The organism is Ensifer sp. 4252 (genome assembly GCF_050434565.1).
GTDB lineage: Bacteria > Pseudomonadota > Alphaproteobacteria > Rhizobiales > Rhizobiaceae > Ensifer.
The window spans coordinates 198,931-212,595 of record NZ_JBNDIU010000010.1 but is presented as its reverse complement, the minus strand read 5'-3'; the positions used below and the strand labels follow the sequence as shown (position 1 = coordinate 212,595).

10 protein-coding genes are annotated in these 13,665 nt (G+C 61.5%); 4 read left to right on the top strand and 6 right to left on the bottom strand.

Annotated elements, in window-relative coordinates; genetic code table 11:
- Positions 1-5: 5 nt before the first annotated feature.
- From sufC to ABIE33_RS19895, 3 genes are all read right to left on the bottom strand, one after another.
- Positions 6-761: a Fe-S cluster assembly ATPase SufC gene (gene sufC, locus ABIE33_RS19905; protein WP_429128418.1), complete on the bottom strand. Its 756-nt coding sequence runs from the start codon at positions 759-761 to the stop codon at positions 6-8.
- A 78-nt stretch (positions 762-839) separates the two neighbouring features.
- Entirely contained in the window at positions 840-2,309 is a 1,470-nt protein-coding gene (gene sufB / locus ABIE33_RS19900) for a Fe-S cluster assembly protein SufB (RefSeq protein ID WP_429128416.1), read from the bottom strand.
- Positions 2,310-2,461: 152 nt separating this feature from the next.
- Positions 2,462-3,628 carry a cysteine desulfurase family protein gene (locus ABIE33_RS19895; protein ID WP_429128413.1) on the bottom strand — a complete coding sequence of 389 codons (1,167 nt, stop codon included), beginning with the start codon at positions 3,626-3,628 and terminating at the stop codon, positions 2,462-2,464.
- 225 nt (positions 3,629-3,853) lie between these two features.
- Here ABIE33_RS19895 and ABIE33_RS19890 point away from each other — a divergent pair, with 225 nt between their 5' ends.
- Complete coding sequence (locus ABIE33_RS19890; RefSeq protein ID WP_025427123.1) at positions 3,854-4,531, top strand: alpha/beta hydrolase; 678 nt, start codon at positions 3,854-3,856, stop codon at positions 4,529-4,531.
- A gap of 18 nt (positions 4,532-4,549) precedes the next feature.
- Here the strand turns inward: ABIE33_RS19890 and ABIE33_RS19885 are convergent, their stop codons facing one another.
- A complete protein-coding gene (locus ABIE33_RS19885) occupies positions 4,550-5,749 on the bottom strand; it encodes a diguanylate cyclase domain-containing protein (RefSeq protein ID WP_429128410.1) in 1,200 nt (399 codons plus the stop codon).
- A gap of 138 nt (positions 5,750-5,887) precedes the next feature.
- Positions 5,888-7,024, bottom strand: coding sequence for an anhydro-N-acetylmuramic acid kinase (locus ABIE33_RS19880; protein ID WP_429128407.1), 1,137 nt, complete (start codon positions 7,022-7,024; stop codon positions 5,888-5,890).
- A gap of 124 nt (positions 7,025-7,148) precedes the next feature.
- Here ABIE33_RS19880 and tyrS point away from each other — a divergent pair, with 124 nt between their 5' ends.
- A complete protein-coding gene (gene tyrS, locus ABIE33_RS19875; RefSeq protein WP_429128404.1) occupies positions 7,149-8,402 on the top strand; it encodes a tyrosine--tRNA ligase in 1,254 nt (417 codons plus the stop codon).
- Positions 8,403-8,549: 147 nt separating this feature from the next.
- On the opposite strand, the gene ABIE33_RS19870 is transcribed toward tyrS, so the two are convergent.
- On the bottom strand, positions 8,550-11,948 hold the full coding sequence (locus ABIE33_RS19870) for a DUF3971 domain-containing protein (protein WP_429128401.1): 3,399 nt from the start codon (positions 11,946-11,948) through the stop codon (positions 8,550-8,552).
- Between the two features lie 323 nt (positions 11,949-12,271).
- Here ABIE33_RS19870 and ABIE33_RS19865 point away from each other — a divergent pair, with 323 nt between their 5' ends.
- The gene (locus tag ABIE33_RS19865; protein WP_429128398.1) at positions 12,272-12,739 is read left to right on the top strand and encodes a peroxiredoxin; all 468 of its coding nucleotides are present in this window, start codon (positions 12,272-12,274) and stop codon (positions 12,737-12,739) included.
- 20 nt (positions 12,740-12,759) lie between these two features.
- Entirely contained in the window at positions 12,760-13,590 is an 831-nt protein-coding gene (locus ABIE33_RS19860) for a ferritin-like domain-containing protein (protein WP_429128395.1), read from the top strand.
- Positions 13,591-13,665: the final 75 nt, after the last annotated feature.

Here is a 13,665-nt window from a genome sequence, read left to right as displayed (position 1 = left end):
AGGCCCTAGGCCGCCGCCTCGATGAGGTCCGCGTAGCCGTTGGCTTCGAGTTCGTGCGCAAGCGTCTTGTCGCCCGACTTGATGACCTGTCCCTTGTAGAGCACGTGCACGGTGTCCGGAATGATGTAGTCGAGCAGGCGCTGGTAGTGGGTGATGACGATCACGGCGCGGTCAGGCGAACGCAGCGCGTTGACGCCGTCGGCAACGATTTTCAGCGCATCGATGTCAAGACCGGAGTCGGTTTCGTCGAGCACGCACAGCTTCGGTTCGAGCAGAGCCATCTGCAGGATCTCGGCGCGCTTCTTTTCACCGCCGGAAAAACCGACATTCAGCGGACGGCGCAGCATTTCCGGCGCGATTTTCAGCTCGGCGGCCGCTTCCTTGACGCGACGCATGAATTCCGGCGTCGTCAGCTCGTCTTCGCCGCGATACTTGCGCTGCTCGTTCATGGCCACCTTCAGGAACTGCATGGTGGCAACGCCCGGGATTTCGACCGGGTACTGGAAGGCGAGGAAGATACCTTTGGCCGCGCGCTCGGAAGCCTCGAGCTCAAGGATGTTCTCGCCGTTGTAAAGGATCTCGCCTTCGGTGACTTCGTAGTCTTCGCGGCCCGACAGGATGTAGGAGAGCGTCGACTTGCCGGAGCCGTTCGGGCCCATGATGGCGGCGACTTCGCCGGCCTTCACGGTCAGGTTCAGGCCACGAATGATTTCAGTGCCGTCTTCGGCGATGCGGGCGTGCAGGTTCTTGATTTCAAGCATTTCTATCGTCCTCTTGGGAAACGAACGTCTGTTTGCGCGCAAAGCGGATGCGCGCCATTCAATAATCTGTTCAGGGCCTCAGCCGACCGAGCCTTCGAGCGAGATGCCGATCAGCTTCTGCGCCTCGACGGCAAATTCCATCGGCAGCTCCTGGATGACTTCCTTGACGAAGCCGTTGACGATCAGCGCGATCGCCGCTTCAGTCGGGATGCCGCGCTGCAGGCAGTAGAACAACTGGTCCTCGGAGATCTTCGAGGTCGTAGCTTCGTGCTCGAACTGTGCCGTCGAGTTTTTTGCCTCGATGTATGGCACGGTGTGCGCACCGCACTTGTCGCCGATCAGCAGCGAATCGCACTGGGTGAAGTTGCGGGCGTTCTCGGCCTTGCGGTGGGCCGAGACCTGGCCGCGGTAGGTGTTTTCCGAAACGCCGGCAGCGATGCCCTTGGAGACGATGCGGCTCGACGTGTTCTTGCCGAGGTGGATCATCTTGGTGCCACTGTCGATCTGCTGATGGCCGTTTGACACGGCGATCGAGTAGAACTCGCCGCGCGAACCGTCGCCGCGCAGGATGCAGGACGGATACTTCCAGGTGATCGCCGAACCGGTTTCCACCTGGGTCCAGGAGATCTTGGAGTTCTTGCCGCGGCAATCGCCACGCTTGGTGACGAAGTTGTAGATGCCGCCCTTGCCCTGTTTGTCGCCGGGGTACCAGTTCTGAACGGTCGAATACTTGATCTCGGCCTCGTCAAGGGCAACGAGCTCGACGACAGCTGCGTGCAGCTGGTTTTCGTCGCGCTGCGGCGCCGTGCAGCCTTCGAGGTAGGAAACGTAGGCGCCTTCTTCGGCGATGATCAGCGTGCGCTCGAACTGGCCGGTGTTCTTCTCGTTGATGCGGAAGTAGGTCGACAGTTCCATCGGGCAGCGAACGCCCTTTGGTACGTAGACGAACGAGCCATCGGTGAAGACGGCGGAGTTGAGCGTCGCATAGTAGTTGTCGGTCGGCGGAACGACAGTGCCGAGATACTTCTTGATGAGATCGGGATGCTCGCGGATCGCCTCCGAGATCGACATGAAGATCACGCCGGCCTTCTTCAGTTCTTCCTTGAAGGTCGTCACCACCGAAACGCTGTCAAAGACGGCGTCGACGGCGATCTTGGACTTCTGCACGCCCGCGAGGATTTCCTGCTCCTTCAGCGGGATGCCGAGCTTTTCGTAAACCTTCAGAATTTCCGGGTCGACTTCGTCGAGCGACTTCGGACCCGTCGTGCCCTTCGGCGCGGCGTAGTAATAGATGTCGTTGAAGTCGATCTTCGGGTAGTTGACGCGCGCCCACGTGGGCTCGTCCATCGTCAGCCAGCGGCGATAGGCCTCAAGGCGCCATTCCAGCATCCATTCCGGCTCGCTCTTCTTGGCCGAGATGAAACGGATGATGTCTTCGGAAAGGCCCTTCGGCGCCTTTTCGACTTCGATGGTGGTCTCAAATCCGTATTTGTACTGGTCCACGTCGATCTGACGGACCTGATCAATGGTCTCCTGCACGGCAGGCATGTCGTTCTCCAATCTTGCCGGATCCAAGGTCCGGTAGCTTGTCAACACGATGCGAACTTGGCGCACCGCTTATGTAATGGCTAAAAGGCGCTTTTCACCCCGTTTGCCAAGCGGAAAATTGCTTTTCCGCAATTTCGTTCAACCGCACGTTCTCATGCGGCCTGACCTGTCGTTCGGCGCCTTGCGGCGACCTTGGCGAACACCGCCGCGCACCGCGCGATCTCGGCTTCCGTCGTGGCCGGGCCGATCGAGATGCGCAGTGCTCCCTGGCGCGGGTCGTAACCCATGGCCGTCAGCACGTGGCTCTGGCCGACCTTGCCGGAGGAGCAAGCCGAACCTGCCGAAAGTGCGACGCCTTCGAGATCGAAGGCGATCTGTCCCGTTTCCGCCTTCATGCCAGGAAGCGTGAAGAAGATGGTGTTGCCAACGCGCGAAACGTCGCGGCCATGGATGACCACATCCGGCGCCGACGCCTGCATTTCCTGTTCCAGCCGATCGCGGAGCGCGGCAACCGATGCCATGCGATCGCTAAGGTTGTCGGCAGCCTTGCGCGCCGCTGCAGCAAAGCCTGCGATCGCAACCGCGTTCTCGGTGCCCGACCGATGGCCTTTTTCCTGGCCGCCGCCCCGGATCAACGGTGCCGGCATCATGATCTCACCCAGGGTGACAAGCGCGCCAGCGCCCTTGGGGCCGCCGATCTTGTGCGAGGAGATGATGAGAAAATCCGCACCCAGTTCTTCGATAGATAGCGGCAGCCGACCGGCCGCCTGTACGGCGTCGACGACGACAATACCACCATGGGTGCGAACGATCTCGGCAATCTCGGTGATCGGCTGAACGATGCCCGTTTCGTTGTTGACCAGCATCACCGCCACCATCGGCAACCCGCTTTCGCGGTCGTGGGCGGCGAGGAGCGCACGCAGGACTTCCAGATCGACGATGCCGGCGGTCGTCACCGGGATTTCCGAAACGTTCTCGCGCGCAAACCGCCCGCCTTCGCGCAATGCAGGATGCTCGATCGCCGAGGCATAGAGCCTGCCGATCTTCAGCGGCGTGCGGCCCATGCGGAAATCGGGCGTCAGCACCATGTTGGCCGCTTCGGTCGCGCCGCTGGTGAAGATCACGCTTGCCGCCTTGGCGCCGCAAAGCGCGGCCACGTCGCGTCGCGCATTTTCGATCAGCGTGCGGATCGTCCGGCCCTCGCCATGAACCGAGGAAGGATTGCCGACCAGGTCGAGCGCCGACAGGCACGCGTCGCGCGCTTCGGCAAGAAGCGGCGCCGTGGCGTTCCAGTCCATATAGATGCGCGAGGTCGACATAATTTCCTTCGCTAGAACAGTAGGCTCACCGCCGACAAGCACCGACGATGCATTTTCCTTGAATTTTCCGCACCGCTTGCCTTATGAGACGAAGCACACGGCGGAATGCCCGCACAGAAGTTTTGAACGGTTCTAAACTAGGTTTTAGAAAAGCTGAGTGCTTTCGTCAAGACTCATCGCGATCCGAAGCTTAAGATTCGAACCAGGAACACCCCCGGAGAGCCAATGCCCGAAATTATCTTCAACGGACCTGCCGGCCGCCTCGAAGGCCGCTATCAGCCTTCGAAGCAGAAAAGCGCCCCGATCGCCATCATCCTGCACCCGCATCCGCAGTTCGGCGGCACGATGAACAACCAGATCGTCTACCAGCTCTTCTACATGTTCCAGAAGCGCGGCTTTACGACGCTGCGTTTCAACTTCCGGGGCATCGGCCGCAGCCAGGGCGAGTTCGATCACGGCGCCGGCGAGCTTTCGGATGCCGCATCGGCGCTCGACTGGGTGCAGAGCCTGCATCCCGATTCGAAGAGCTGCTGGGTTGCCGGCTATTCCTTCGGCGCCTGGATCGGCATGCAGCTCCTGATGCGCCGTCCGGAAATCGAGGGCTTCATGGCCGTCGCTCCGCAGCCGAACACCTATGACTTCTCGTTCCTGGCGCCCTGCCCGTCCTCCGGCCTCATCATCAATGGTGATTCGGACAAGGTGGCGCCCGAGAAGGACGTGAACGGACTTGTCGAAAAGCTGAAGGCGCAGAAGGGTATTCTCATCACCCACAAGACCGTGCCGGGCGCCAACCACTTCTTCAACGGCCAGGTCGAAGGCCTGATGGCGGAATGCGAGGATTATCTCGACCGCCGCCTCAATGGCGAACTGACGCCGGAGCCGGCTGCCAAGCGCATCCGCTGATGCCGATGCGGGCGGCTCTCAGGGCCGCCCGATCCATTGTGGGACCAGTGGGTTGACCACATTCTGCGGCGCCACGGCGCACTCCACGCGATTGCGCCCGTTTTCCTTTGCCGCATAGAGAGCCTTGTCCGCGCGCTGCATCGCCTGTTCGAGCGGTTCGCCCTTGGCAATGGCCGCAACGCCGAAGCTCGCCGTCACTCTCGCCTGCTCGGCAAAACCGTCGATCTTCTGCGACATCATCGCAGCGCGCATTCCGTGCGCCACCACCCGCGCCTCCTCCAGATCGGTGGACGGTAGGAACACCGCGAATTCTTCGCCGCCCAGACGACCGGCAACCGCGTGGTTTGGCATCACATCCTTCAGGACGCGGGCAAACTGGCGGATCACTTCGTCGCCCGTGTGGTGGCCGTAGCTGTCGTTGACCAGTTTGAAGCGGTCGAGGTCGGCCAGTATCAAGGTGCCCGGCAGGCGGCCCTCGCGGAGCTGGAGCATGGGGATGACGCGCTCTGTGAAACCGCGCCTGTTATAGAGCCCGGACAACAGGTCGATTTCCGAGCGCGCGCGCGCGTCATCGACGATTTCCTTGACCATGACGCCGAGCATGGCAAGGCCGGTGCTGACGATCAGCACGGCGCCAAGCGCCTGGGAAATCAGCGCGAACGGGCTCAATACATAATCCTGGGCGGTTGCCCCGGAACCGGCCGCGACGGCCGCGTAGATTTTCAGAAGATGGTAGCCAGAGGTCAGTACCAGCAGCGAGAGCAGGATCCAATCGGCCGCCGAGCGCCGTTTGGAGCGGATGACGACGGAGGTCGACCACGCCTGGATGATGAAGAATGGCAGCTGGTAGAGGGCCGCATGCTGCAGTGTTCCCCTCGGCAGATCATAGATCGCGACGTCAAGCGCCACCGAAGCCAGGAAGAACGCGACAAGTATCTGCCAGTTGGCCGGTACGCGATAGAAAAGTCCGAGGCCGAAGCGCAGCAGACAGAAACCGGCAAGCACGCTCGCAAATGCACCGATAGCAAAAAATCGGGGAAAGGATGTAAAGGGCACGATGGCTTCGAACACCGCCGCGAGCGACGCAACGGCAAAGCCGCCCGCGCAAGAGAGCGCGGCGCGTCCGAACCGGCTCTTGGCGGCTATGACAAGAAATGCTGCAGTGAAAATCTGGGCGATGACGAAGTTCACAGCCAGCAGAGAAATCGCACCACCCATCGACGGAACCCGAATTGTCTGTTGCTACGGCAGGGCCGCTTTGCGCCACCTCACCTGGCAGCGCCGGACGATACTAGCCGCGGCAGGCGAAAATTTGATTAATCGGTCGAAGGGAACTGCGGTCCGCGGTACCTACCGTCAGCTGGCGGTACGAGATGCGTATTTGCCGCCGGTGACCGGCTGGCGCACCCCGGTCGTGCCGGGATAGGTCAGCGGCAATCCCCGCTGCGCACGCACCGCGAGATAGGCCCAGGCCTCGGCCTCCATCGAATCACCGTTGAAGCCGACTGCTTCGGCCGCAAGCACGCTTGCACCATGGGCTGTCGCCTCTGATGCCAGATCCCGCATGATCACCGGGTTGAGCCGGCCGCCGCCGCACACGATGTAGGTCCTGGGCGTCGTTGGCAGGTGACCGGCGGATTTGACGATCGCGGCTGCTGTCACATAGGCGAGCGTGCGCGCACCGTCTTCGAGATTGGCATCCTTTCCCTGTGGCGGTGCAAAATCGTTGCGGTCGAGCGAACGGCGCTTGTCCGAGGAGAAGAAAGGATTGAGCAGATAGCGTTCGGCAAGATCCGGCAGCACGTTGCCTTCGCTGGCGATCATGCCACCCTGGTCAAAGGGAATGCCGGCATGTGCCTCCACCCATTGATCGATCAGTGTGTTGCCTGGCCCGCTGTCGTAGGCAACCAGTCTGTCGTCCGATCCGATGAACGTCAGATTTGAGATGCCGCCGATGTTGACGAAGACGACCGGCGCAACCAGTTCGCCATTCGCTGCGGCGCTCCGGGCGAGCGCCGCATGATAGGCCGGAATGAGCGGTGCGCCCTGGCCGCCATGTTCCATGTCGTTGGCGCGCATGTCATAGACGACATCGATGTCCGTTTCGCGGGCGAGCAGCGCCCCGTCGCCGATCTGGACGGTCAAGGCGTCGTCTGGCCGGTGAAGCACGGTCTGACCATGAAAGCCAACGACATCAACATTCTCGTGCAAAATGTTGTTTTGTTGGAGAAAAGTTCGAACCGCCTCGGCATGCCTGAGCGTCAGTTCCCGTTCGAGATCGGCCAAAATACCCGGTCGTTGCTCGCGGCTCGCGATCGACTTTGCGTCCTCGAGTCCCTGTTTCAGCCGGTCGCGGAAGCGTGCCTCATAGGCGTAACCGTCCGAAGGACCCCGCTCGACAATCGCGTCGCCGTCGGTGCGTAGCAGCGCGACGTCGATACCGTCCATGCTCGTCCCGCTCATCAAGCCGATCGCGGTCATGATCTTGCCCATGCATTCCTCCAAGGCGTTGCCTGTCTACATAGCAAAAACATCGGCCAAGCAAAGACGTGCACTTTTGCCCAAACAGTGCTAAACGCCGCGCGCAGACGTTCTACCCAGCCGAAAGACACAGGTCATGTCCGAGTTCAAGTCCGATTTCCTCCACACCCTCAGCGAGCGCGGTTTCATTCATCAGAGTTCGGATGATGCCGGCCTCGACCAGTTGTTCCGGACGGAGACCGTGACTGCCTATATCGGCTTCGACCCGACGGCGCCTAGCCTTCACGCCGGCGGTCTCATTCAGATCATGATGCTGCACTGGCTGCAGGCGACCGGCCACCGGCCGATCTCGCTGATGGGCGGCGGGACCGGCATGGTCGGCGACCCCTCCTTCAAGGACGAGGCGCGTCAGCTGATGACGCCGGCGACCATCGACGCCAATATTGCCAGCATCAAGACGGTGTTTTCGAACTACCTGACCTACGGCGACGGCCCCAAGGACGCGTTGATGATCAACAACGCCGACTGGCTGCTTGGCATCAACTACCTTGAATTCCTGCGCGATGTCGGCCGCCACTTCTCGGTCAACCGCATGCTGTCGTTCGACAGCGTCAAGACGCGGCTTGATCGCGAGCAGTCTCTGTCATTCCTCGAATTCAACTACATGATCCTGCAGGCCTACGATTTCGTTGAGCTGCACAAGCGTACCGGCTGCCGGTTGCAGATGGGCGGCTCGGACCAGTGGGGCAACATCGTCAACGGAATCGACCTTGGCCACCGCATGGGAACGACGCAGCTCTACGCCCTCACCTCGCCGCTATTAACGACGTCGTCGGGCGCGAAGATGGGCAAGTCGGTCAACGGCGCCATCTGGCTCAACCCGGACATGCTGTCGGCCTACGATTTCTGGCAGTACTGGCGCAACACCGAGGACGCGGACGTAACGCGCTTCCTGAAGCTCTACACGACGCTGCCGATGGCGGAGATCGAGCGGCTTTCCAAGCTCGGCGGTTCGGAGATCAACGAGGTCAAGAAGATTCTCGCGACTGAAATCACCGCCATGCTGCACGGCCGCTCCGCTGCCGAGCAGGCGGCTGAGACGGCCCGCAAGACCTTCGAGGAAGGGGCCGTCTCCGAAAACCTGCCGTCGGTCGATGTGCCTGCGTCGGAACTTGAGGCCGGTATCGGCCTGCTGACGCTCGTCGTGCGTGCGGGGCTCGCCTCCTCCAACGGCGAAGCCCGCCGCCACGTTCAGGGCGGCGCGGTGCGCATCAACGATGAGGCAGTCAGCGACGAACGCCGGCTGATCGGCAGCGGCGACGTGACCTCGGATGGCATCGTCAAGCTGTCGCTCGGCAAGAAGAAGCACATTCTGGTTCGCCCGGCCTAAAGCATGGCGCGCAAAAGTGTGCAGCGGTTTTTCGATAACGACATGCGAAGAACAGGAGCTTGAAGCGCCACAAGCGAATCCTGGAGATCGCGACGCGCTTTAAGCCGAACGAACCTCAGCCAAAGGCCGGCCATTGCGCCGGCCTTTTTATTGAAACTCGAAGATGCTTCGGAAGACGCCGGGGGCGATGATCGAAAGCGGATTGATCGTCAGTCTTGGCTGGTTGAATGGGCCATTGAGCTTGAAGGTGATGCCGAGCAGGCCGCGGTCGCGGCCATTGCCGAGCAGGACGCCGATCAACGGTAGCTCCCCAAAGAGCCGGTTCAAGCCGTAGGCGGGCATGAAGGTGCCCGTCATGTCCATGATGCCGTTGCCATCGCGCACGGTACCCTGGAAAGTTGCGCCGACATCGGTTCCCCGGAGGACGCCGCCATCGACCCGAATGGCGCTGCGGTCGAGTGCAAGTTGCGCAAACCCCCGCTCGAAACGTGCCGTGCTGACGTCGATATCACGGCGGACCGCCTGATTGAGGCTTCGTCCGTCCTGTCCCGCCGGCGTCGACACCATCGACTGCAGGCGTTGTTCTCCGACAAGCGAAAACTTCCGAATATCGATCGAGCCGCGCCAGGACCGGCCGCCACGGTCACGCAGCTTCAGGTTCAAGAGACCGCCGCGCATGTTGCTGTAGATATCTGCAAAGCGGGCAAGCGAACCGGCGTCGCCAGTGGTCAGTTCAAGCGTGTTGTCGGCGCCTGATTTGGCCAGCCGCGCCACTACTGCTTGGCCGCTGCCGGTCACCGCGGACAGATTGATGTCTTCGATCTGCTGGCCGCGCTCCGAATACACCAGATTCACATTGGACAGCACTTCGCCGTTGAATCCGGCGACGCGACCGAGTTGGCCCTGGATAGTGATGTCGTCACCGCCGCCGCCGCCGTTGCCGTTCGCGCCGCTCTTCATCTGAGCAAGGATAGGACGGATGTCGGCTGCAGAGCCACTCAGCGTCACGACATGGACACCCTTGCGGCGATCGATCACGACATTGAAATCGTCACCCTGCGCCAGACGGACATTGGTGAGCTTTGCGCCGACCACGCCGGCACTGTCGACCTGCAGGCTGCCCCGTGCGCCGAAACCATCGCCGGCGATTGCGAAGTCCTTGATGGTTGTCACGCTGTCGCTGATGTCGGATGTGAAGCGCACCTCGGCGGGTATGCCTGCGCCCTTGTTCCAGCCGATCCAGGGTAGCGAGAGTTTGGCCCTCGTCAAATCGACGGTCACGTGCTGAACATCAGCCTCGTCGATCATCAGGTCCACGTCCATCGGGCCAAAGATGATTTTCGACAAGCCGGGTGTCAGCTTCTCCCGAGCTGCCTCATCGAGCGTCCCGCTGATTTCCCGTTTGCGCTTGACCTTCGATTTGCTGTCGACCGGCTCCGTGAGCGCAATCTTGACTTTTGCTCCCTCGACTACCGCATCGGCATCGAGAACCGCCTGTTCGTTGTCGACCCGGAACGTGCCTGAAAGATTGGAAACGCCGCGTCCGGCGATCGGGCGAGTGACCGTGACGTCTTCGAGTTGCATTTCTACCTGCCAGAGCGGTGGCGGCGGATGCTGGTCGGTGACAAGGCCAAAGCGCGCTCCGACCTGTGCCGTCAACGGACCAGCAAAGTCGCCCGGCACGAACGGTGTCTTTTGCAACGCCTGGATCGGCTTGTACGTGACAAGTTCGGCGATCGCGTCTGCCTCACCGCCAACTTGGATCTTCATCTCGGCGATCAGCGGTTTGGTGTAGACATCGGGAATGATGAAGTCGCCACCGTTGAGTGCGACTGATCGACCGGAGGGGAAATAGGCCGCCCCCTGCTTGACGCCCACGTCCATGCGCTGGCCGCTCAGCTTGAACGTGCCCGACGTGTCGCGCAGCGGTGGTATTTCGCCGGCAATGTTGATCCGCGTGTCGTCGATGTTGAACGTGATGTTCAATTCTTTCTCGCCGAGCTTCAACTCGCCTTCGTTCTGGGCGATCCGCCCCTCAGCGACCGAAACCTCGATGCGCGCGTCGGTGACCGTGCCGCCGAAGAGATTGCCGATCGCCCACCGGCGCGCGCCCTTGGCAAGCCACCACGGCCAGAGCTGCTTGACCGCTGTCGGCTCCATGCGATCGCTGATCGCGGCGAAGCTCACCTGCGGCGAAGTCTTGCCGAAGGCGACCGAAAGCGAGCCGAACATCGAACCGAGGGGGCTGGAAACGGCGAGCTGATCGAAGATCAGGCGGTGGCGCGCGTCGGAGGTGAAGCGACCGCTCGCCTTTGCGTCGAAGATCAAGGGGCGCTCTGCGATGTCTTCCGGCGCGGAGCTGGCATTCTTGAACAAAAGATCGATCGCAAACCCCTGATCGGTTGCGCCTGCTGTTCTGTCGAGATCCTTCACCGCGCCGGTAAACGGGAAGATCGAGCGACCGATGTTGACGGTCGACGGCAGGATCTCGACCGAAGCACGCTCGAAGTCATAGGCGATATCCATCTGGGACGGATTGATCGTCGAAATCAATCCGCCGGCATGGAACGCCCCTTCCGATGTCTTGACCGCCACGCGAAGGTCAGGCTTGGCACCTTCAGCGGCGCGCGTTGCCGTGAGCGTCAATCCCGCCGTGGCGTCGATGCCAAAGGCGGCCTCCTTGCCGAAGGGGCCGTGGTAGAAGAAGGGTTTCAACGGAACGTTCGAGATTGCCGCTTCGAAGCCGGACATATGACCCTTTGCACCAAGAGCGTTGGCGCTCAGATCGACATCGACTCCATCGACCGTGACGCTGCCTTTGACGTGCATGGAGCCATCGGCATCACGATTGAACTCGAGTTCCTTTGCATCGACCGGGACAACGCTGTCACGCGCACCAGCGACGGTGAAGGAAAAATTGGAAAGCAAGACCGTCTGGTCGCCACGCCCTGCCGCCATCTGCGACATGCGATCGACATGGGCAAAAAGCTGCTCCAGCGCGTCGCCGACATCCGCGATCTTGATCTTCGTCAGATCGATCGGTTCGCCGCGTGGCAGGAGGCCGGTGTCGAAATCGCCGCCTTCCGCTTCGAGCCGTGAAACCGCAATCCGCCCCGTCACCAACGCGAGAGGGTCGAGGGCGATGGATATCGAACTCAATTTTGCGACCGGCTGGCCGGATGTAGTTTCGCTCAGCGCCACTTCCCGCGCCTTTAGTGCCAGCGCACCGTTCGAGGTCATGCGTACGACGGTGCTGCCCACCTCGGCGCGATAGGCGCCGCCGAGCGCTGCGTTCAGCGCCGTGCGGGCGCGGGCATTGAGCGTGCTGTCGATCGCCCCGCTCTCGACAACGGCGATCAGGCTGGCTGCAATGATGAAGGCGAGCAAGAAACCGCAAAGGGCTATCTTGCTCAGAAGGCGCAGGAGCCCGCGTTTGTGTGGTGCATGCACGATGACAGGTTCGTGTGCCTGCGCCGAGGGCAACGCATGCAACGCGACGATGTCTTTCTTGCGAAAGCCGACTTTTTCGCCGCGGATCTCACTCATCGGCGCGGACGCCCTCCAGTTCAATACGGGAAAGCCCGCCTCTCCCGTCGACGCAGCATACGGCAACGGGTCGACGGATCATTTCACCGCCACGTAGACCACATCTAGCCGGACGGTGTCATCACGTCTCGCCGACCATGCTGTGGAAAGCATTCACACATCCGTCGGTTTCGTGTGCGCGAATGCCGGGCAAAGGGTCCTATCGACGCAACCCGTCCGGAACCTGTCAAATCTAGCACAAATCCGCTGGACTGCGGTTGGCGATTCTCGATATGCCCTAGCCGGCGATTGTTCACAAAACTTGGCGCAAGGAAGGTTTATTCATGGCAGGCCTTAACTCCGGAGATCTCGCTCCCGACTTCACGCTTCCCCGTGACGGTGGTGGCACGATTTCGCTCTCTGCCTTGCGCGGGCGCCCGGTCGTGTTGTTCTTCTATCCCAAGGACGACACAAAGAGTTGCACGCTGGAAGCGATTTCCTTCACTGAACTCGCCTCCGACTTTGCCGCCGCAGGCGTCGAGCTGATCGGGCTCTCGCCCGATTCGGTAAAGCGCCACGACCGCTTCGCGAAGAAATACGATCTGGCGGTTGCGCTTGCTGCCGATGAAGAAAAAACCGTCGTCAACGCCTATGGTCTCTGGGTGGAAAAGAGCCTTTATGGTCGCAAATACATGGGCGTCGAACGCACCACCTTCCTGATTGCCGCCGACGGCCGGATCGCGCGTGTCTGGGAGAAGGTCAAGGTCAACGGCCACGCCGATGAAGTGCTCCAGGCCGCCAAGGCGCTCTGAGTCAAAACGACGAGGCCGCAATGACGACGCTTCCCAACTTTCACAGTCTGCGCGGCGCCGCCGTCGAGGCGATCGGTGCCGCCGATCTCGCCGTCAAGACGGAACTGGCTCAGGAAGCTGCCCGGCGCTGGCAGCGCCGTGCGCTGTCGCTGCGTTCGCCGCTCGACCGTCCCGTTCCTCTGCGCCCGGGTCGGCCGGAAAAGCCTGTTCTGACGCCGCCCACCCAGGTGAAGAAGCGCTCGCTCGGCTCGCTCAAGGGTCGGATCGCGCTCTTGCATTCGATCGCCCACATCGAACTCAACGCAGTCGACCTGGCGCTCGATATTGTCGCCCGCTTCGCGTCCGAATCAGTGCCGAATTCGTTTTTCGATGGCTGGATGAAGGTTGCATTCGAGGAGGCCAAGCATTTCCGCATGGTTCGCCAGCGCCTGAACGACCTTGGCGCCGACTACGGGGACCTGCCCGCGCATGATGGGCTCTGGCAGGCGGCGCACGACACCCGCAACGATCTGACCGCCAGGCTGGCCGTCGTCCCGCTGATTCTCGAGGCGCGCGGGCTCGACGTGACGCCGGCGCTGCAGGCGCGCATGCGCGAGACGGGAGACTTCGAGACAGCCGCCGTGCTCGACGTCATCTACGAGGACGAGAAAGGCCATGTGGCCGTTGGCGCCAAATGGTTTCGCTTCCTCTGCGCGCGGGAAAGGAAGGATCCGGCGGCGACCTTTCAGCAACTCGTTCGCGCCAATTTTCGAGGCCCGCTCAAGGCTCCGTTCAACGACATAGCGCGCGCCGAAGCCGGGCTGACGCCGTCATTCTACCGCTCGATGACCGCTTCCACCAACCTCTCGTAGCGCGAGTGCTCAACCAAATATTAACCCTAACGAAGTGTAATGCCCGTCAAGCAATGCGAGCCAATTCGCAGGCAG